Consider the following 21,531-nt stretch of genomic DNA (forward strand, 5'->3'; position numbering starts at 1 on the left):
TCTTGGCGCTCAAGGTGAAGCCGGGGAGGCACTTAAGAATGCATTTACATCTTTAGCGATCTCCTTATATTGCGTCCAATGCAGATAATGGTGACCTTTGAATGTGATGAGCTGATGGCTGTGTACATTCTTGAGCTGCTCCTCATAGAAGGTGATATTGGATCTGCCGTCTTTATTTACCTTATCCGTCTCAGTCGTAAAAATCATCACAGGCAGATTGGGCGGAAAGGTCAGCGCCTTTGTTGTGCTGATGTTATTCTTCAGTTCTCTGGATTCACTCACTACGTTTGTATTGTAAGCTTTCCAGGCTGTAATCATTTTGGTCAGCTTTTTATTCTCGTCAGAATACGTGCCTTCATCCGCTATCGGTAAAACATCTGACGGAGCTATATAGGTTGCAAGTCTCGCCAGACCACTGGGTGCAATTAAGCGCATATATACAGGCAACTCCGGGACAGATTCATTGAAATAATCCACTGCCTGCGGCAGGGTGATGTCAATTCCGGCAATCGCCTGGATTTCATCAGGATATTTATGGGCGTAATACATACTGTAGATACCGGATACAGAGTGAGGCAAAAGCGTGTATGGGCCTTGGATGTTCGCTTGTTGCAATGCGCTGCGCAGCTCCTCGACCATGTTGTCCACCGTTCGTTCTTCATTGGTCAGATCACTCCAGCCGTACCCGAAGGGCTCTACGACTACCACTTTATTTTGTTTGGCCAGCTCATTAAGCAACGGCTCAAAATCCAGCACAGGCGCGGCTGTCCCCAGTCCGGGTAACATTACAATGGTGTTGCCCTTCGTCCCCTTCGTGTACACATGCATCTTCTTGCCCTTCACTTCAACATACTGGCCCCATGCCGGATATTGCTTATGCTCATACCTTGTTATTACACCATTACCCGACACGATTACAAGCAGAATTGCGCCTATAAAAAGCAGGACGTTCCTGATTATTCGCGTGAATTTGAACTTTCTCTTCGGTCTCATTGAAAACATTGCCCCTCTAACAAATGATGGTGAATGAAGATGCTTCATCTCATACACTTCTCATTCATTGTAGGGACCTTAGGTTAAAATCCGTGGCGGTCGCTGTTTAAATTTTGTTTAAAACTTAATACAGCGCCCGCCACAAATAAAAGGTGGCATAGGCCTCCCAGCCGCGCCAGGGCTGTGCCAGTTGCACAAGCTCTGCCGGGGTAGGCTTTCTGTCCATGCCGGTCAGGAATTTGACCGCATTTTGCAGCCCCACATCTCCTACCGGGAATGCTGTGGTGTCGTCCAGACAGCGCATCCGAACATACTGCGAGGTCCACGGGCCTACGCCGCGAATCTCCAGCAGCCGCTGCTCGGCAGCTTCCGGCGATGGTTTCGCCAGCAGCTCTTCGCGGCTTAAGCCGCCGCTTGCGATCAGCGCAGCCACTTCCAGCACGGTCCGCGCTTTGCTGCGGGTCAGTTGCAGGGCAAACAGCTCCTCAAGCTCCACCTCCGCGAACACCTCCGGTGCCGGAAATTCATAGTAGGTTTGTCCTCCCCACTCCAGCGATTTCCCGTATGCAGCGGTCAGTTGGTGCTTCAGCCTGTAGGCAAACGCCAAATTGACCTGCTGGCCCAGAATGGCCCAGCATAACGCTTCGAATAAATCCGGAATGCCGACGATTCGCAGGCCCCTATGCTGCTGGGCTAAAGGCTGCAGCAGCGGATCGGCTTCCGCCACCCGGTAGAACGGCGCAAGGTCCCGGCCGAGATCGAACCATTCCATAATATAACGGGCCAGCCGCTCCTGCGCTTCGGGGCCAGGAGCAGTTCCATGCAGCAGTGTTACCTGAAGTTTGCTCTCCTCCGGGACAGTCAGCCGGATAAGAACCGGCATGTTATCCAGGATGAAATACCGGGTCACTCCCTGCTGATCAGTCCGGTACAGGCATTCCAGCGGCGAGCGGTTCAAGTATTCCAGACATACGTCGAAATCGAACAATGCCGGCAGCGGCAGTTCAAAAAGCAAATCGTTCATGCCCCGCCGCCCCCACATGTGTAATGCCCTCCAGCGTCAGCAGCTCCTGCTTCAGCGTCAGTCCGCCCCGGTAGCCGGTCAATGTGCCGTTCGCACCGATGACCCGGTGGCAGGGTAAAATAACCGGCAGCGGATTCTGCCCGTTGGCTGTTCCTACCGCGCGCATCGCCTGCGGTCTGCCGATTCTTCCGGCCAGCTCCCGGTAGGTAATCACCTCACCATGCGGGATGGAGGCCAGTCCCTTCCAGACCGCCTGCTGAAACGGTGTTCCCCAGACATCCAGAGGAACGCCCTCGAAGCTGACCGGAATTCCCGCGAAGTAACGATCAAGCTCCGAGATAATGCCAAGCTGCGCGAACACGGCTTGATCCTCCTGATACCGGTGCAGTGGAGCATAAGTTCTCAGCCATGCCCCCTCAGGCAGCTTCTCTTCGTTCCCAAAAGACAGGCGGATTAAGCCCTTGTCACTGGCCCACAGAGTCCAATCTCTATTCCCCAAATGCATATTATGACGATAAATCGTGATTTCACTCATTAGAAGTCCCTCCTTGGATTTGGCTGCGGTACTCAGTTGGCGAGACGCCGGTCTTCCGTGTGAACCATGCGGCAAAATGGGACGGCCCGCGAAAGCTAACCGCCTGGCCCACCTCAGCAACCGCAAGCTCCGTGTCCGCCAGCAGCGCGCAGGCCTTCTCCACCCGCAATTGATCCAGCCTCTCAGCAGGCGAGCGGCCCGTGACCCGTTTATAGGTCCGCTGCAAATGGAACGGGCTCACCTTCAGCAGCCCGGCCAGTAACTGCAGCGTCATCTTTTGCCCAAACCGCTCTGCCAGCAGCTCATCCGCCTGGGCGGCCAGCACCGCATCCGGCCGCAATACGCCGCCTTCCTCGGGCTTGCATCTTTTGCAGGGCCGGAAGCCGGCGGCTACCGCCTTCTCCAGCGAGTCATAGAACACAACATTGCCCGCCTTCGGTGTTCGCGCCCGGCAGGAAGGGCGGCACACAATATGAGTCGTGAGCACCGCAGTATAATACACGCCGTCATAGGTCGGCTCACGCCGCACAACCGAGTCATAGATACGCTCGAATAATATCTGGTCCACAGTCAATCACCTCATACCGCCAGTATAAACGATTCGTCTCGCCTTATGCAGCCCTGTGAAATAGGAGAGCAAGATTACGACAGCGCTAGTCCTCTTACAGCATCCCGGGAACAAATCGAACAAGCGGGCTTCAACAACGGTATTTCTGCCGTTGTTTGTGAGCAAATCGACTAGGCGCAATTCGAGAACGGCATTTCTGCCGTTGTTTCTACGCAAATCGACCAAGTGCACTTCAGCAACAGCATTTTTGCTTTTGTTTCCAAGCAAACCGGACAAGCGGGCTTCAACAACGGCATTTCTGCCGTTGTTTGTGAGCAAATCGACTAGGCGCAATTCGAGAACGGCATCAATTCTAAATTTGCGGCTCAGGACGGAGCCTTTGTGGTTCGGGGAGGGAGGGTTTCGTCGTATTCATCCTCCTGATTCTTACGGACCGGAAAGCATTTATTTTACCGAAAGGGGTACATTTAGCCGAGCTGACGGACCCAAAAGCGCTTATTGCCTCTTCGGCAGGTATATTTGGGGTGAATGTCCGCCCATAAAGTCTCTGGAGTCCGTTCACTAACGGAATAATGACTTCCAGTAGAAATAAGAGCTGTCCGGTCCGTTGCAAACGGGCAGACTCTTCCAATCAGGAGATGATTTCTGTTCGCGGGGCCTGATACGCCTGGAAACGTGATCTCCACGCCCTGATCCATTCGGCGGAGTATCGTTCGAACTCCAGCATGTAGAGTCTGACAACCTGCCAGGCAGAAATTATGCCTTCCTACACAACAAGAAAAAGACCCGCCAGACAACACCATCTCTGGCGTTTGGAGGGTCAAAGCATTAGTGAGAACAAATAAATGAAATGCATATTTGTAGTTGTTATGCGAATATTATATCGCGGCCTTCTGATCTGCAAGCTCCGAGGTGCCACCCTCCACCGGCGGATTTTTCTTCTTCATGTAATCGGAATAGTAGGCCGTAATGATCGGTACGAGAATAGAGGTCACAATAACGGATGCAGCTACGAGTGCGGTTGCGGACTGTGCAGCGGGAAGGAATTCCGGCTTCATGTTGGCTACTAGCATCGGGTTGGCTACAGCGGCTCCGGCAGTACTGGAAGCGGCAAGTCCGGCAGTCCCGTTGCCGCGGCCAATGTACTTGTCGGCCAGAATCAGCGGCACGCCTGTAATAATGATTACAACGATACCGAGCAGTATGCCAAGCAGGCCGGTATCCACGATTACGCCAAGATCAATCGAACTGCCCAGCGCAAACCCGAAGAACGGTATCAGCGTCTGTGTAGCTTTTCCGAAATAGGCGCGAAGATCATGGTCCAGGTTGCCCAGCAGGAAGCCGATCAGGAAGGGCAGCACAGCGCCGACGAACAGATGCGGTTCGAACACGGCTGCCCCGGTGCTGCCGAGAATCAGCATAGTAACGAGCGGGCCGGACTCCAGCGACATCAACACGAATGCGCCGGATTCCTCTTTAGAGCCGTATTGCTGCATTATGGAAGCGTACAAGCCCCCGTTGGTCATATCCATCGCAGAAATGATGGCCAGCACAGACAATCCGGCGAAGAATCCGCTTTGCACACCGCCCTCCGGGAGGAACTGAATCGCAATCATGGCGACAACCCAGGCGACGGCGATTTTGGTCAATACCAATGTGCCGGACTTGCGCAGTACAGTTCCCGTTGCTCTAACGTCAATGGCTGCGCCCATGCAGAAGAACCAGACCGCCAGAATCGGCACCGTCCCTGTCATCAGGCCTTTGGTGAAGCCGCCGAAATATTCGCCTGCATCCGGGAAAGCCGTATGAATAATGGCTCCAAGGAACAGCGGCACCAGCATCATACCGCCGGGAATCTTGTCTAATGTCTGTTTGATTTTCATTTGATTGATCATACCCTTCTTCATAATTTCTTTTATAAAAATTGCATATTTTGATTATTTTTCCTCAAAAGGACGCAGCAAATCAGCCCCGCGGGTCTGCCCCTCACCACAGCCTACAGCCCTGTGAACGGTTTGCCCCGAGGAAATTCGCTTGACTACGCTTTCATGTTACTTGCGGCTCAATCCAAGCTCCGGAATCATTTTGGCGAATACATCATCGCTTTCCTTCAGTTGTCTGGAAAAGGTCTTACCATCGGTAACCAACAGCCCAAGCCCGTTACTTCTCATATACTCGCGAAATGCTTTGTCTTCAGTCCCTTTGATAAAAGCTCCGGCGAGCACTTCCGCAATCGCGTCCGGTGTATCCTTGGGTACGGCAAGTCCTCTCCATGTGCTGGTGAAATTCACGTGTATTCCGGTTTGCTCCTCCAGCGTAGGGACGCCCGGCAGCGCTTCAGAGCGCTTGCCGGCATTAACCGCCAGGGTGCGCAGCTTTCCTTCATCCACATACTTTTTCACTTCGGCGGGGCTTACTGGCACCGCATCCACAAAACCGTCCATCAGAGCGGAGACGGCGGGTCCTGCACCTTCAAAGGGAATATGCGCGAACTTCACACCTGCTTCCCGTTCGAGCGTTGCGGCAGCCAAGTGCCAAATGCTTCCCGTTCCTGCGTTTCCCATTTTGACTTCACCTGGATGCGCTTTCGCAAAGTCGAGAAATTCATTTACGGTTCGCCACGGCGCTCCCTGCCTAACGGTAATGGCGGAAGGATCAAAATTCGTTTGAGCGATGGGTTTGAACTTCTCATAGGTAATCGGCAGCAAGCCCAGATGCGGGAGTATGGTCAGCTCGGCCGGGAGAAAAATCACCGTATATCCGTCGCCCTTGGCATTCGCACCCTCCATCAGACCGACGGAACCTCCACCGCCTGTGCGGTTGACGACGATAATCGGCTGTCCCAGCACCTTCTCTGTCGCTTTGGCGAGCGCCCTCGCGGTTGTATCGGTTCCTCCGCCTGCCGCATACGGCACAAGCAATGTGATCGGCTTTTTGGGGAAATCAGCGCTTTCATTCTTGCTGCCGCGATCACCGGTCATGCGGCTTCCAAGCAGAAGGAGGATCACCGCCGCCAGCAGCGATGCCGCTCCGATTGCTATTTTTGTTCTCCGTTTCAAAAGCATCCCTCTTCTCTTAAATCACGATCATCGGGCCTCAGGCTGACATACTGAATTCTGCCGTTCGCCCGCTGCTTCACCCCCGAATTCCTTGAGCATCAGCCATGAGATTGTATAGCTGTGAAAGATTTCTCAAGTAGAACTGTATCGCATTCGGGGGGCTGCATACAATCATATAATCTTATTCTGAATCGTCAGAAACGCCGGAATGGCGCGCTTTTGGCCGATCTGCATACTCGCTGGAATATTTGCTGCTCTCCCGGAACTTGCCCGGTGTGGTCGATTTGATTTTACGGAAGGCCCGGATGAAGCTGTTCTCATTCTGATAGCCCACTTGAAGGGCAATATCGGCGATTCTCAGGCTGCTGTCCTGCAGAAGCTCACAGGCTTTATCAATTCTCAGATTGGTCAGATAGTCGTAGACGGTGGTTCCGGTCTCCTCTTTAAAGATCGTGCTGACCGAGGATACCCCCAGATTGACATGGGCAGCAATATCCTGAAGGCCGATATTCTCCTGCAAGTGGCTCTCCATATAACGGATCAGATTCTGCACCAGCAGATATTCTTTGGACTGCCTGTGGGCACCCAGCTCATTTGCCATATGAACCACAATGCTGCACAGCATGTCTTCTATCTCGTCAAAATCCATTGTCGTAACCTGATGCCACGTATAATCCGCAAGCTCGGCGGGAAGCGGGTAGCCTCCGGCTGCGGCAATATTCATCATTTCCTCCAGCAGATCATTGATGGCGCGGAATACTTTTTGCGGCTGGATGCCTTTTTTGCGGGTATCGGCTGAACCTCTGCGCACCCACTGGAGTCCGGTCCCGGCATCCGAGGAGTTCAGCGCATGCAGCACCTCCAGCCGCCAGGCATCATCCGCCGCTCCGCCGCCTTCCGTATATTTGCTCTTCACTTCCGCGTAGGCATGAACCTGGCCATAACCCTCATATAGACGACAGGACAAAGCCTGCATGGATTCATTATAGGAACGGGCCACCTGCGTGATGCCGGCAGCCTCACCGCCGATCCCGATGGACACGGACAGTTTCAGCACTTCCTGCAGGATACCCACCAATTTGACACCCTCCTCGCGCAGTTGCCGTTCGTCCTTATCCTTGGCCTGAAGCAGCACGGCGAGACTGTCCTTGTGCGGGGCGGTGGTTACAGCTCTCCATGATGGCTCGAAAACCTCCAGCACAATGTTGTTCATCGCGTATTTGAGCAGCATCTGATCCTCTTCCACATAAGCTGCTGCCCACTGCGAATGGCGGTCGATGGATATAATCAGCAGCTCGGAGGGGCCTTCCTGCCAATCCGTGAAGTAATGCTCCCATTTCGTCCGCATTTCCTGTGTACCCATGCTCCGGCTAATCAGATCATTCACATACTTGGAGCGCAGTTCAGGCAGACTCCACTCCGCGACCAGCGACTTGCTCTGGAAATCGCCGACCAGCTTGCCGATTACCGGCTCCAGATCATACAGATTGCCATGAATGGCCGCCGCTTCATCGGGAGCGAGCAGCTTATTGATCCGTTTCAAAGGCCGGAAGGCTGCGAAATTGTAGTAATAAATCGCCGAGCAGCCTACTGCGATGGAAATCAGTGACAGCATAATCATCATATTGCGCGCAGTTGTCACATTTTTGAGGAGCTGCTCCATCGGAACCAGCGAAACCAGCCGCCAGCCCGTCACATTGGAAAAGGCCTGATTCGCCATATACGCCTTGCCCTCAATCTTCACATGCGCAAAAGGGCTTACATCCATCTCCTTCAGCAGCTTGTTCATTTCCGCAAGCGGAAACGGCAGGTTCAGCTTCGGATAGATCAGCTCGCCTTCCAGATTGTACACAAATTGATAGCTTGATAAATGGCTGTACATTTTGGAGAACAGCATATCGTAATCCAGATCAATCAGCACCGCTCCTGTAACCTCGCCGTTGCGGACAATCGGACGGGCTAATGACAGCAGCTCCGTCCCGCTGAGCTGGGGATCGGTGCCGGTATAGACTCTTCTTTTGATCAGCAGAGGCTTGTCCTTAATCTCCTCAACCCATGCGGTCCAGGCATGCTCCGGCGCTTCCTCCCAGATGGCCTTGTAGCCGTAGCCGCTCGACAGAACGGAATGATCCTTGAATTTGATGACGCTGATGGTATGAATGTCCGGGCCGGTAGCTAACGTTTTCAGATAGTCCTGCGGCTGACTGGCAATACCCGCATTATCCCTGGAGGCTCCGTCGATATATTTCAGAACGGCCGGGTGAAAAGACAAATCCACCGCCTTATTGTCCGACTCCCGGAATGCCCGGTTCGTAACATCCAGATTGATCTGCAGCAGCTCAATATTCGGTGTGTTCAGCTCGGTATCCAGCGCATGCCGGTACTCCCTGTAGGAGAACAGGCCGATCAGTATAATCAGCAGCGATACACTGACGGTCAGCATCAGAATCAGCCGGTTTTGTTTGTTGGTAAGCAAATATTTCAACTTGAATCGCAGCATTGGCGTTGCTTCATCCTTCCATGGTGCTCTTGCTTTTAGTGCCTGAACGGATACTACAGTAGCATGATTTCTCTATACTTCAATATGGGGCATATCATACCCTTTAAGATTTTAAAGATTTACAGTCAGAAACATGATCAATGCTATAATGAAGGGAACAGGTTCAAACGCTTCAAAAAGAACATTGTGTACAGGAGACCAGCTAAAATGCAATCAAAACTTATGATTAGCGATGCTGAATGGGAACAGCTCATTACGGATGTGGCTTATTATTTCGACGATTTAACCCTCAAGCGGGGATTTCAATATTATAAGCAAAGTCGTGTAAAATCTCTGCGGCTCATCTCTTCCCGGCGAGTTATGGCGCTTGTCGAGGGCAGGGAGGATTATGCCGTCAGCCTTGAGCTGGACAGCTTGACGGAAAGTCATTGCGATTGCCCGGTGCAGGGACCTTGCAAGCATATGGCCGCGGTGCTGATGAATGTTGCCGAGTCGCAGGAGCGGTCCGTGAATTTGCTGGCTAACGCCAAGGCGGTTACGAGCCGGAAAAAGGCTGCGGCCCTGGAAGCTTCCTCGGCTGCCGGCGTCTCCGGCAGCCGCCGGGAGCAGGCGCAGAAGCTTGCCGATCTCATTCCCGGGGCAACCGTGGAGCAGTGGCGCGAATATATGGCGCTGCTCACCGCTCCGCTGGCCCAGACTGTGCGCAATCCGCAATATGCCGACCGGGCGCTCGCCGCCATTGCGCAGGCCAAGGCACCGCTCTCCCCTGCCGCTGAGCTGCTGTTTCAGCTCCATAGCCATCTATTTATTCTGGACAGCCTAATTAAGCCTGGCAACCCCCATACCACAGGAGCCCTCTCCTCTGCGGGCTATTCAATCGGATATTACACAGCTATTGCCGTCTCTGAGCTTCAGGAGGCGATCACACGCCTTATGAAGCGCAGTCTGCCGCTGGCTTCAGCGCCGGAGGAGTGGCCGCGCCTCAAGGATACACTGGCCCATGTGCGGCTGGAGATGCTGACAGAATCCCGCGACCGTATGCGGGAACAGCCTTATTATTCTTTCTGTTATACCCTGCTCTGGAGTAACTGGATTGCCCCTCACCTGAGCAACACGGAGCTGTATATGGAAGAGCTGGAGCAGCTCCGGGAGACCGGAAGCGAGCTTGGTGCTGCCGTTAGCCGCCCGGCTCTGCAGCTTGCGGAGAGCCGGATCTATTTCTATCTGAACGACGACAATGCCGCCCTGGAGCGGCTTGCCGCCGCCGCCGAGCGGCCGGGCCTCCAGCCGGACGAGCTGATAAGCTTCCTGGCGGCGCTCGCTGAAGCCGGACACTGGGAACGGCTTGGAGTCTGGCTTGAGGCAGTTGGTCCCTTGCTAAATAGCCGTTTATATAACCTGAAGGGCTATGCCGGGTACTGGGAAGAGGTTATCCGCCGCGTGCCGGAGCTTGAACCAAGGATGTGGGACACGCTGGCCGGCATGCTGCCCATCTCGCGGGAGATTTACGACGAGAAGCTGCTCGCTTACGGCAAGTGGCAGGAATGGATGGACTACCAGCTAACCTCTGGCAAAGAACCTGCCGATTTCCGGGTCAGCGATTTGAAGCCGCTGGAGAAGAATGCGCCGGAGCTGCTGCTGCCGTTCTACCATCAGGCCGCCGAGCGGTTCGTGCTGGAGAAGAACCGGCACAGCTACAAATCCGCCGTGAAATTGCTTAAGCGCCTGGCGAAGCTGTACAAGAAGATGAAACGCGAGGAGCGGTGGGAGCAGTTCCTGGATGCCTTCACCACCCGGCACAGCCGGCTTCGCGCGCTTCAGGAGGAGCTGCGGAAAGGAAACTTGATCCCATGAGTATGCATACACGTAATATTAACGTTCAGTTGCTCCTGAGCCAATATGGCGATGCTCTGATCTATGGCATTAATGAGCGGGATGATTATGTCTCCGGCGTGCAGCTCAAGCAACTGCTGTTCGCCTGGCATGAGGAGTCCTTCTATGGAACGGAATTGACCACAGAGAACGCCGATGGCGTGGAGCTTGTCATCCTGCCTGCCGACCAGGTGATCCCCTTCTTCGGGGACCTCCGTGTTCTCCGGCACATCGAATGGAACTGGAAGGGCAATGCCACGCTCCTGATCCCCCTGGCCCCGATTCTCGCCGGACTGCTGGAAGAGAAGCAATATGTCCCAAGCTTCCCGGCTTATCGAGAAGGCAAGCTGCAATGGGAGTGGGATGACCCGGCGTTCCGGCTCGCTGCGGGTGACAGCCCGGACGCTGCGGAAGCGCTGCGGGGACTGGAGGAACGCCCCGCTCTCGCGGAGGGGCTGCACGCCGCCTTCTCGGCGGCGGTCTTCCAGCGCTATTACGGCACGGAAGCCGAGGCCGGAGACCTGCGCAGCGAATTTCCGCTGCTGTTCAGCGGCGGCGGCGCTTCGGCAGCCGGGATGGACGCGGACACCTGGCTGATGTCCATCGGCTGGAAGGCGGACAGCGCGCCGTTCCGCCCCGCGCTGCAGTTGCAGGAGCCGGACGAGGACTCGTCCTTCTGGCGGCTGCAACTGCTGCTCCAGGACAAGCGCGATGAATCCGCGCTTGTTCCGCTGCGGCTCTCGGACGACGGAGAGCCGCATGGCCGCTGGCCCGCACCGTGGACGGAGCACGTCCACGAGCGGGCCAGCGGGTGGCTGTCCCGGCTGCGGGACAGCCTGCCCGAAGAGCACATCGGCCGCGGGCGCGATGTGCTTGGGGAACCGCTGAGCGGCGAGGCCGCGTGGCGGTTCCTGACGGTTACCAGCCGGCGCCTCCTGGAGGCCGGCTGGCAGGTGCTGCTGCCGGCGTGGTGGGAGGCCGCCAGCCGCCGGAAACCGCGCCTGCGCGCCAAGATCAGCTCCGGCGAGGGGGGCCGAGGCCGGTCGCTGTTTGGCCTGGATGCGCTGGTCGATTTCGACTGGCGCATCTCCATCGGCGACGCCGACCTCTCGGAGGCGGAGTTCGCCGAGCTGGTCGCGCGCGGCGAGCGGCTCGTGAAGTTCCGGGGCCAGTGGATACCGCTGGACCCCGCCCTCCTGGCCCAGATCCAGCGGGCCATGCAAGGCATGGACAAGTCGCAGGGCTTGTCCTTCCAGGACGTGCTGCAACTGCATCTGCTCGGCAGCGGGGACGATGCCGCCGAAGAAGCCGCAGCGGAGCAGGCGGAGGAGAATGCTGCGCGTGTACGGCTCGAGATCGAGCTGAACGCGCATCTGGTTACGCTGATCGGCCAGCTTGGACAGCGTGACCGTTGGCCGCAGCCTGCCGTGCCTGCGGGACTGCAGGCCGAGCTTAGAAGCTACCAGCAGGAGGGCTTCGCCTGGCTTGCCTTCCTGCGGCGCTTCGGCCTCGGGGCGGTGCTTGCCGATGACATGGGCCTCGGCAAAACCGTGCAGCTCATCGCCTATCTGCTCCACTTGAAGGAGCAGCAAGCGGCTGCCGAAGCCGATCCTTCTGCGGGAAGGCTGCGCCAGACCGACCCGCCGGGATGGCCGTCGCTGATCATCTGCCCGACCTCCGTGCTTGGCAACTGGCAGAAGGAGCTGCAGCGGTTCGCTCCTTCCCTGAAGGTAATGCTGCATTATGGCAGCAGACGGCTGGATGCCGGATACTTCTACGGAGCCGCTTCACAGGCCGATGTCGTCCTTACCTCCTACGCTACGGCGGCGCTCGATCAGGAGCTGCTGAAGCAGTTCACCTGGGCGGCAGTCTGCCTTGATGAAGCGCAGAACATCAAAAACGCCGGGACCAAGCAGTCCTCGGCGGTGCGCAGCTTCCCGGCGCTGCACCGGATTGCCCTGACAGGGACGCCGATTGAGAACCGGCTGTCGGAGCTGTGGTCTATTTATGATTTTATTACACCGGGATACCTGGGCAGTGCCAAAGCCTTTCAGGACCGGTTCGCAAATGCGATAGAGAAGGAGCGGGACGCGAAGCGGACTGCCGACCTTCAGCGGATGGTCAAGCCGTTCATGCTGCGCCGCAAGAAGAAGGACCCGGCCATTCAGCTCGACCTGCCCGACAAGAATGAGAGCAAAACCTATGTAAATCTGACGGCTGAGCAAGCGGCCCTGTATGACCAGAACGTAAATAGTCTGCTGGAGCGGATGCAGAAGCTGGAGGGCATTGAGCGCAAGGGAGCTATTCTGGCCGCCTTGACCAGTCTCAAGCAGCTCTGCGATCATCCGGTGCTGCTGACGAAGGACGCCCTGCCGGAGCCGGATGCCAAGGGGCAAATAGATACCGCAGCCTTAATCGAGCGTTCGGCAAAGCTTGAGCGGCTGCTCGCCATGGTACGGGAGCTGCGCGAGGAGAATGAGCGCTGCCTGATCTTCACGCAATATGTCGGCATGGGCAGGATGCTCCAGACGGTGCTGTCGCAGGAGCTGCAGGAGCCGGTGCTGTACCTGAACGGCAGCACGCCCAAAAGCGCGCGCGACCGCATGATTGAGCAGTTCCAGACGCCTCCGCTGCCGGAGGGCGAATCTCCGGTTGCTTCCGGTCAACCGCCGGCCGATCAGCCGAATGTGTTCATCCTTTCACTGAAAGCAGGCGGAGTCGGGCTGAACCTGACCGCTGCCAACCATGTCTTCCATTTCGACCGCTGGTGGAATCCGGCCGTCGAGAATCAGGCCACGGACCGCGCTTACCGCATGGGCCAGACCCGGGATGTGCAGGTGCATAAGTTCATCTCGCTCGGCACCTTGGAGGAAAAGATTGACGAGATGCTGGAGAGCAAGCAGCAGCTTAGCGATGATGTCATCTCCAGCTCCGAGAGCTGGATTACGGAGCTGTCCACCGATGCGCTGAAGGATATGTTCACCCTGCGGCGGGAGTGGGTCGGCTGATAATGCCTGCGGCTGTCTGCTGGCTGGCACGATTTACTTGTACAGTGTCTTCTGACATGACAGAAGACGCTGTGCAATCATCGTCTTCCTTAATTGGAGCATGTTGCCAGCCGGTAGCGAATGTGCTAAACTGGGCTTAACTTTTTTAGAACGGAGGGTTGCGTGTGATAGACTATATCCGGATTCGTACTTTACGCGGCTAAGCTAATTTTATAGCGCTAAAGCTCTGCCCTGTGCAGAGGACTCAGGATAGGTCTATCTATTTTCAAGGCAACCCATAGCTATAACCAAACGCCAGACGGACAGATGGCTCCGTCGGCGTTCGCCTTTCGGAACCTGCATTTCCAAGCCCAAGTGACACACCACCGCGAAGTGCGGATGGGATAGCCTGCTATTCTGCTATTCCGTCTTTGCCGCAAATGGTTCTTTGTCTCATGGCCGCTATGGAAGCGGAAGGTGGCATAAGGTGTGTGCCCCCACAACCTATTCTGTTGTCCTCTATTGATACTGTTAGCACAGGCAGATGGCCTGTGCTTTTTTTCGTTCAAATTGAATAACGGAGGTTGAATAAATATATGGAACCTGTACAGCAAAGAGCAGTGATCGTCGGTGTTCAACTGCAGAATGGTAATAATTTCTCGTATTCGATGGAGGAGCTGCGCAACCTGGCTGCTGCCTGCGACCTTCAGGTTGTAGGCGAGCTAAGCCAGAAATCCAGCCGGATTAACCCGTCGCATTATATCGGGACAGGCAAAATCCAGGAGCTGGCGATGCTGATGGAGTCTGCTGACGCTACGGTTATTATTTTTAATGATGAGCTATCCCCTTCCCAGATCCGCAATCTGGAGGCATCCCTTGACCGCCAGGTTATTGACCGGACGATTCTGATCCTGAATATTTTTGCCGAGCGGGCCAAAACCAAGGAAGCGCAGCTTCAGGTAGAGGTCGCCCAGCTTCAATACATGCTTCCCCGCTTGGCCGGGATGCGAGAGTCTCTCGGCAGACAAGGCGGCGGAGCGGGACTGAAGAACCGTGGTGCCGGTGAAACCAAGCTGGAGCTGGACCGCCGCCGCATTGAGGAGCGCATCACGGCACTGCAACTGGAATTGCAGAACCAGGTAGCCAGACGCCAAATTCAGCGCAAGCAGCGGCACAAAAATGAGGTGCCCGTTGTCTGTCTCGTCGGCTACACCAATACCGGCAAGTCCAGCTTAATGAATACACTGGTGGAAACCTACCATCCCGGATCGGACAAAGGGGTATTCGCGAAGGATATGCTGTTCGCCACACTGGAGACCTCCGTGCGCAGCATTGAGCTGCCGGATCACAAAACCTTCCTGTTAACCGACACCGTCGGCTTCGTCAGCCAATTGCCCCATCATCTGGTCAAAGCCTTCCGCTCTACGCTGGAAGAGGTGACAGAGGCCGATCTGCTGATTCACGTCGCCGATATTTCCGATCCGCAGGTGAAGCAGCACATGGCCGTCACGGAAGAAACCCTGAAGGCGCTGGGCGCCGATGGAATTCCAACCTTTTATGCCTATAACAAAGCCGATCTGACGGAGCTGCCGTACCCGGTAGTGGAGGAGAACTCTGTCACCCTCTCCGCCAAGCACAAAATCGGCGTTGCCGAGCTGGTCGGGCTAATTCGCAAGCATGTCTTCAATGATTATATCCAGTGCGAAATTCTGGTTCCGTTCGAGCGCGGCAGTGTGGTCTCCTACTTCAATGAGCACGCCGATGTGCAGTCGGTCAGCTACGAAGAGCAGGGCACACGCCTCAAGCTGGAATGCCGGATTGCCGATTACGAGCGGTTTAAGGACGATTTTATTGAAATGCCGCAGTAGATGCATCTCGCAAATAGCAGGTTAAGCAGACAAAGACTCCGCAGCAGCACTTATTTAGCTAATGCGGAGTCCCCTTCTTTTTATTTCAATTTGTATGTCTATAGGTTCACCTTTATATAACCATTTGGATGTCCAGGGGAGGAAATTAAGAATGAAATATCTCACTAAAGAATGGTATGAGGAAATGCAGATAACAAGCTTTTTGCTATTCCCTGAAACAAAAAAGGATTGGGAAGAAAATATCGCTTGGCATATATCCGAAGGTTTAAACTTTGAAGAACTACGTAGAGTGGAATTAGAGTACAGAAAAAATGACTTACTGAAATTTCTCCCAGAGCCCTTTCATCCCTATATTCATGACGGAACTTTAAATTCACAGTTTCCTTCTGAAGAACTTAGAACAATGGCCGAGCAATGGCAAAATGAATACGATAAGCGAATGAGCATTATTCGAGATGAATACAGCCGCTATTATTTATCAATAAAAGACTCACTCTCAGAGAATGTTGTTCAATTTTATCAGAAGTCATTACACGATGCGAAAGTCATTTCTGTTGAGACACCTTCTGAGGATATTTTCATTATGACCTTGGATTGTAGTGGAGGCTATCATTATCACACCAATGTCCAAATTACATTTACCGGAGTGAAGAATCTACAACCACCAGACTTAAATGTAGGCAGTTATTGGCTTTATGATGAAATTTACCTCACAGAAGCTGGATTCGAACTTCACGTTTTATTTGATAGTCCTTTAATGGAGTTCACTATCGCGGCAGATAACGTTATAATCGAGATTTCTTCATAATAATATTGTTGAACTAACCAGACACAACAATAGAAGGCAGGAACACTCCTGCCCTTCTTTCCGTGCTTCTGCAAACCTTAACGGACCATTCCCTGTAAGCTCTACTCACCCGGACCAGGACGCAACCAAAGCGAAAAAGCCTCCGCCTCCTCCCCGCTGCCGCTTACCCGCAGCTTACCGTTATCTGTCAGCTCAAGCTGTGGACCAGATTCATCAGGTAACTGCTGAATATCCAGTGAAAATACCATTGCCGCTTGCTGCAATGCCGTAAAATCAATTCTTTTCCTCGGCCCGGAATAGAGTATCAGCTCCACCAGGAGGAAATCCGCAGTCTTTTGAACCTCCCATGTCCAGTTGCGCTGTGCCCCTGAATGTCCTGTAAACGCCGCGAACCATGTAGTGAGCATACACTCGACCTCTCCGATTCGGATCAGCGCCCCCTCCGCCGTAGAATCCGCAGCGATTCCCTCCAGATGGCCGCCAATTTCCAGCCGCAGCCGTAAATCTTCAGCTTCGATGGCGCCCCCGGTGGGGTCCAGATTGGGGTGGGTATCCCCGCCATTCGTGATAAAATCAATGCCAAACAGCAAATGCCCCTGATCCTGCTTCGCTTTGAAGCGGGCCGAGCAGAAATCATAACCGTCATGCAGACAGCGAAGCTGAATATAGGCCGGCAAGCCGTTGTTATCTACGTATGCCAGCAGCGGTCTCCTCTGATTCCATAAATCGCTGGTTGTAAAAGATCCGACACTTACCTGCGGCGTCATAAAAGTAACCGCCCATTTGCCGCTCCCATCAGCCTCATTCCCTTCATAGCGCTGTCTGATTTCCTTTGTCCCCGGAACTGTGAAGGTATCCAGATAGGCCTTAGGACATTCGAAGCCGCTTCGATACCATTCTTCTTCATATGGAAGCTCCTCCCACTTATAAAACTTCACCCGCCCCTTAGTCGCCAGTTGCAAAAAAGCTTTGCTCTGATCATTGAGCAGCGTCTGATAACAACGGGAATGCGGCCCGGACCACTGCGCAGTAGCAGGATGATAATACCCGGCAACCGTTCTCCAGGTCAGATTAATCAGCTCGTTGCTTAACGCCCTAACCCTGTCGTCTACCGTTGCAGCACGCAGCTTGGACAGCTCCAGGATGGCAATGTACGTGTAGACCGGGCTGTTGTATTCCTGAAAAGCCCCGCGTTGCATCGTGTAATCGTACAGCTTTTGCAACCGTTCCAGACCGTAGTCCGCATAATCTCCCCGCCCCAATTGTTCACCGGCGATCCTTGTGACGAACGCTCCCAGAATGGCAATATTGGTGTAGTCCGGCCCCACATTCCGCTTGATAATCGCTTCGCAGGCATAGCTGATGGAGTGGATGACCTCCTGCCGTAGCGTCTCCGGGAACCGCTGGCTGTGGCGCGTCAGGCCCTGAACCAGCCGGCTGCCGCAGAAATCGGCCCAATTCCAGTCCGGCGGCGACATTTGCGCAAGCGGTTCTTCGTAGAACCAGGACCAGATGCCGAAGGTATCATGGCTGCGGTCCGTATCCTGAAGCGAAACCACTTGCCCGATAATGTCAAGAGCCCGCTGCTCATATGGGGGAAGCTCCGTATCCAGCAGCCCGAGCGCATACGACAGCGAATCCCGGGTGGAATGAATGAACTCTGCCTCCCGCAGCGTGGTATGATAGCCCGGGCTGCTGAACGGCGAGCGCAGCATGCGGACCTCCGGGTCATAGCGGGACTCCAGCGTATGCATTTTACGGATCAGCAGCCGCCGTTCGTCGATAGGTTCTTCATGCTTACTGGCTGTTTCCTCCCCGCCCGGTATTTCATGGGCATTGCTCCCCTCTGCGGTTTTCTTCACGATGATCTTCCTTTCCAATAAGGAGTTCAAAGCACACTTTTTATGTGAAACACGTATCCGATAAGTGTATTTTCTGCAGCTAAGAGGAGGTGATATCCTGTTTTTTTAGCGATAAATGTATTCTGTGCAGTTAAAATTGGTAGATTGCCTTCAATTACCGAATTGCAGACTATTTAAGTGTACAGAGTGCAATTACGTCAGCATAAGCGCGAAAATAGGACTTTTTAGTTGTATCAAATACAGCTAGCGCTTGGGCGCGAGCCTAGAAGAAGGATGGCCCGCCGTTCAACTGCGGCTCCACTCTACAGTTGGCTGTCTTTCAAATCCAGCTACAGTGCCTGTGTCAAAAGCTGCATCACCAGCCCCTGCCCGTATAGTGTCGGGTAGACGGCAATTTCATTGTAAGCCTCTGCCGAAGGCATAACCGGAGTGCCGCCGGATACCCCGCTTACTTCACCGTCCGCGGCAATGAGCGGCAGGATGGCCTTGACGGTCAGCTCTGCATTGTCCAGATAAGAAGGCTCCAGCATGCCGCACTTTACGCCCTTGATGAAGCCGCAGGCAATCCCTGCACTGCCCGAAGTCTCCTGCACAAAATCAGGTCTGTCCAGTACCGTATGCCACAGTCCGTTTGCCGCCTGATTGGACTGTAAACCCGCCGCAAGCGATGCATACCGGCTGTACAGCTCGTCAGGAACTTCAGTCACACCTTGAAGCTCCGTCACAATCTGCGGAACCGCCAAGGTGATCCAGGCATTGGCACGCGCCCAGCGGACCGCCGACATATGGTTCCCCTCGCGGCTGTTCCAGCCGTGGAAGAGCAACCCCGTTGCCGGGTCCTGCAGCAGCCGCAGGTGAAGCAAGGTCTGCTCCAGTGCCGCATCCGCCAAGCGTGCCTCTCTGGTCAATCCGGCCAGCCGCGCCAGGAACAGCCCTGCCATATATACCGTATCCGCCCATACCTGCTCCGGGAAGTCCACATTTTCGGTGACGGTATGCTCAAGTGCCCCTTCCCGCGTTTTGGGGGCAGCGCTTAGCATCCAATCTGCGGTAGACACGGCCTTTTGCAGCAACCACCGGTCTCCTGTCAGGCGATACAGCTCAGGGAAAAGGGCGAACGGAGCCAGGGAATTGATCACTTTTACCCCTTCGGCCTTGTGTTTGTTCCGGTTCACCCATCGCAGCAGATAATCAACTACCTTCCCCTGCCCGGAGACTGCGCCATATTCCAGCAAAGAAATCAAGCCAACCCCCGGGACCCAATCCCAGTGGCCGATATCCATCCCCCAATTCCCCTGATGCCGCTGCGCAATCATATATTGGAATAGCAGGTCCAGCCTTTCCTCCAGCATCCGCCTAGTGTTCACCATGCCGATGCCCCCTCGTACCAGAATAATCCCCCTGCGGGTCCGCCTTTACCGGAGACACTCCCTGAAAAGGAGCCTCGCCGAACAGCGCTTTGACCGTAAGCTCCACCGTCTCTTCATGCAGCGAATAAGCATTGACCAGCGCATCGAGGAAGGGCATATCCTGGAGTAAATACGGCGTGGCAAAAGAAACCCCGATCGGCCTGATCGTCTCCGCCTGCTGCATCGCCCAGATGGCTTTGGCCGCCTCGCCCACCGGACGGGCCGTGTTCATCATGCCGTGCAGAGGCAGGAAAAATGGCGCAAAAGTCGCATCCCACCGCATCCCCGACAGCTCCCATTTCCGCAGCGTATTCAGCGGCTCAAATTCATCCAGAATATCCACCTCCAGCCCTCTCGCCCGCAAAAGATCAACAAAAACATTCATCCGCTCATATTTGCGTCCTTCCGTCACCTTGTTCAGCAGAATGACCAGCACCCGGCGGGTCGTCTGCGGATTCAGAGGCAACAGCTCCCCCCGGTTGCGGACAAGCGTGATGCAGCGTTCTGCGAGAGTCCGGCTCAGTCTCCTTGCTTGCGTATCGAGCTTCAGCGGCAATTTGTCGTTCAGCAGCGGAACAGCCTGCGGGTCGCGTCCTTCATCATCTATACCGTGCAGACCAAGTCTGACCTTCAGCTCCAAAATACGGCGGACACTGGCATCAAGCCGTTTCATTCGCACCGTGCCCTCTGCGATTGCTTTCTCCATGATCTCGAAATACTCCACACCCGGCCAGAGCAGCACATCCGTACCGCAGTTGAAGCAGTCCAGCATTCTTTTCTCATAATCGCCCCACACCAGAAATCCGCCCATATCCAGCGCATCCGACAGCACCACCCCCTGGAAGCCCATCCGCTCCCGCAGCAGTTCCGTTGTTATGCGCTCCGATACCGTTGCCGGTACGGGATTTCTCCCCTGCACATCCCCCTCTATCCAAGGAAGGGCAATATGCCCGGTCATATACGACAGTACGCCCTGGTCAATCATCTGCCGGGACACCTGTCCGTAAGTGGCGAACCATTCCTCCTCCGACAAGCTATTCACCGTTGTAACGATATGCTGATCCCGGTAATCCACCCCATCCCCCGGAAAATGCTTCGCACAAGCCGCAAGGCCATGCTCCTGCATTCCCCGCACCACCGCACCTGCCAGGCGTGCCGCCCGCTGGGCATCATCCCCCAGGCAGCGCGTAGTGATCACGGGATTCATCCAATTCAGCAAAAGATCCGTCCCCGGCGCCAGCGCCCAGGTGAACCCCGCCGCACGGCCTTCGAGCGCTGTAAATTTGCCATATTCGTAAGCCAGCGCCTCATCATCGGCAGCGGCTAGCGCGAGCAGCGGCGGAAAAGCAGTCAAGCTTTTAACCGCAGACCCCGCACCGAATTCCAAATCCCCGGAGAACAAGAGCGGATACTTGCTGAGCTTCTGGAGCAGCCGCGTCCAGTCCCGGTATTCCTCCGCTTTGCCCGCAGCCTTCTGGATCACTTCCCCGCCGATAAAAAAGCTGCCCACCGGATATTTCTGCATATACACTTCAAGCGCCGCTTCATCATTCCCCTTGAACGGAAGCCTGCCCGCATGCTCCTGCATCGTTTGCCCAATCTTCTCCCTCAGGCTCATGGATGCAAGCGTGCGCTCCACCCAGTCCTGCTCTTCCCTCGTAAGTGGCCTCCGCATGGACACAATTCCTCCCGATAGTTGTTTCTAAGCACAGTGTAACGAAAACTCCGGCTGCTCTAAATAAAGGCAGCTATAATGAAAGTTTGAAATTCTATAAAATTTCGATCCCCCTAAATCCCCCTTAGCCAAGGGGGACCCCAAGGGCCCCGGCCCTCTGGACACCCGGATGGCTGGCGTGGGCGGAGGGTTGGGCGCTCCCGGGCTGCTGTGTGCGGAGAGCGCTTCACCCCTGCGGGGCCGCTTTGGCTGTAGTCTGCCTGCCACAAAAGCAAGGGTACGCTATGCTGCCCCTAACCTTACATATGCGAAGGCACGCCTTGGCTGCTCCCCTGCATCTCATACTGCAAGGGCAAGCCACGCTGCCCCCA

Annotated in this window: 14 protein-coding genes; 4 read left to right on the forward strand and 10 right to left on the reverse strand. The window is 55.0% G+C overall.

Annotated elements, in window-relative coordinates:
* Window positions 1-9: 9 nt before the first annotated feature.
* The 7 genes from B212_RS0125965 to B212_RS0125995 all read right to left on the reverse strand — a co-directional run bounded on the left by B212_RS0125965 (window position 10) and on the right by B212_RS0125995 (window position 8,679).
* On the reverse strand, window positions 10-993 hold the full coding sequence (locus B212_RS0125965) for an alpha/beta fold hydrolase (protein WP_019914175.1): 984 nt from the start codon (window positions 991-993) through the stop codon (window positions 10-12).
* Window positions 994-1,117: 124 nt separating this feature from the next.
* Window positions 1,118-2,017 carry a DNA-3-methyladenine glycosylase family protein gene (locus B212_RS0125970; RefSeq protein WP_019914176.1) on the reverse strand — a complete coding sequence of 300 codons (900 nt, stop codon included), beginning with the start codon at window positions 2,015-2,017 and terminating at the stop codon, window positions 1,118-1,120.
* Window positions 1,998-2,552: a methylated-DNA--[protein]-cysteine S-methyltransferase gene (locus B212_RS0125975; RefSeq protein ID WP_019914177.1), complete on the reverse strand. Its 555-nt coding sequence runs from the start codon at window positions 2,550-2,552 to the stop codon at window positions 1,998-2,000. The genes B212_RS0125970 and B212_RS0125975 overlap by 20 nt, the downstream gene beginning before the upstream one ends.
* Window positions 2,545-3,120 (reverse strand): Ada metal-binding domain-containing protein, encoded by a 576-nt coding sequence (locus tag B212_RS0125980; RefSeq protein ID WP_019914178.1) that lies wholly within the window; start codon window positions 3,118-3,120, stop codon window positions 2,545-2,547. Before B212_RS0125980 ends, B212_RS0125975 begins: the two co-directional genes overlap by 8 nt.
* An 878-nt stretch (window positions 3,121-3,998) precedes the next feature.
* Window positions 3,999-5,003, reverse strand: coding sequence for a 2-keto-3-deoxygluconate transporter (gene kdgT / locus B212_RS32455; RefSeq protein WP_036670131.1), 1,005 nt, complete (start codon window positions 5,001-5,003; stop codon window positions 3,999-4,001).
* A gap of 168 nt (window positions 5,004-5,171) precedes the next feature.
* Complete coding sequence (locus tag B212_RS0125990) at window positions 5,172-6,185, reverse strand: tripartite tricarboxylate transporter substrate binding protein (protein ID WP_019914180.1); 1,014 nt, start codon at window positions 6,183-6,185, stop codon at window positions 5,172-5,174.
* Between the two features lie 175 nt (window positions 6,186-6,360).
* On the reverse strand, window positions 6,361-8,679 hold the full coding sequence (locus B212_RS0125995; protein WP_019914181.1) for a helix-turn-helix domain-containing protein: 2,319 nt from the start codon (window positions 8,677-8,679) through the stop codon (window positions 6,361-6,363).
* A 207-nt stretch (window positions 8,680-8,886) separates the two neighbouring features.
* On the opposite strand from B212_RS0125995, the gene B212_RS0126000 reads away from it, so the two are divergent.
* From B212_RS0126000 to B212_RS0126015, 4 genes are all read left to right on the forward strand, one after another.
* Entirely contained in the window at window positions 8,887-10,533 is a 1,647-nt protein-coding gene (locus B212_RS0126000) for an SWIM zinc finger family protein (RefSeq protein WP_019914182.1), read from the forward strand.
* Window positions 10,530-13,559, forward strand: coding sequence for a DEAD/DEAH box helicase (locus tag B212_RS0126005; protein WP_019914184.1), 3,030 nt, complete (start codon window positions 10,530-10,532; stop codon window positions 13,557-13,559). The genes B212_RS0126000 and B212_RS0126005 overlap by 4 nt, the downstream gene beginning before the upstream one ends.
* A gap of 575 nt (window positions 13,560-14,134) precedes the next feature.
* A complete protein-coding gene (gene hflX, locus B212_RS0126010; protein ID WP_019914186.1) occupies window positions 14,135-15,406 on the forward strand; it encodes a GTPase HflX in 1,272 nt (423 codons plus the stop codon).
* Between the two features lie 151 nt (window positions 15,407-15,557).
* The gene (locus tag B212_RS0126015) at window positions 15,558-16,214 is read left to right on the forward strand and encodes a DUF4085 family protein (RefSeq protein WP_019914187.1); all 657 of its coding nucleotides are present in this window, start codon (window positions 15,558-15,560) and stop codon (window positions 16,212-16,214) included.
* A 101-nt stretch (window positions 16,215-16,315) separates the two neighbouring features.
* On the opposite strand, the gene B212_RS0126020 is transcribed toward B212_RS0126015, so the two are convergent.
* The 3 genes from B212_RS0126020 to B212_RS0126030 all read right to left on the reverse strand — a co-directional run bounded on the left by B212_RS0126020 (window position 16,316) and on the right by B212_RS0126030 (window position 21,160).
* Complete coding sequence (locus B212_RS0126020; protein WP_019914188.1) at window positions 16,316-18,076, reverse strand: hypothetical protein; 1,761 nt, start codon at window positions 18,074-18,076, stop codon at window positions 16,316-16,318.
* A 329-nt stretch (window positions 18,077-18,405) separates the two neighbouring features.
* Window positions 18,406-19,446 carry a glycoside hydrolase family 88/105 protein gene (locus B212_RS0126025; RefSeq protein ID WP_019914189.1) on the reverse strand — a complete coding sequence of 347 codons (1,041 nt, stop codon included), beginning with the start codon at window positions 19,444-19,446 and terminating at the stop codon, window positions 18,406-18,408.
* The gene (locus B212_RS0126030) at window positions 19,433-21,160 is read right to left on the reverse strand and encodes a glycoside hydrolase family 3 protein (RefSeq protein WP_019914190.1); all 1,728 of its coding nucleotides are present in this window, start codon (window positions 21,158-21,160) and stop codon (window positions 19,433-19,435) included. Before B212_RS0126030 ends, B212_RS0126025 begins: the two co-directional genes overlap by 14 nt.
* Window positions 21,161-21,531: the final 371 nt, after the last annotated feature.

The sequence above is a fragment of the Paenibacillus sp. HW567 genome, from assembly GCF_000374185.1.
In the GTDB taxonomy this organism is placed as follows: domain Bacteria; phylum Bacillota; class Bacilli; order Paenibacillales; family Paenibacillaceae; genus Paenibacillus_AQ.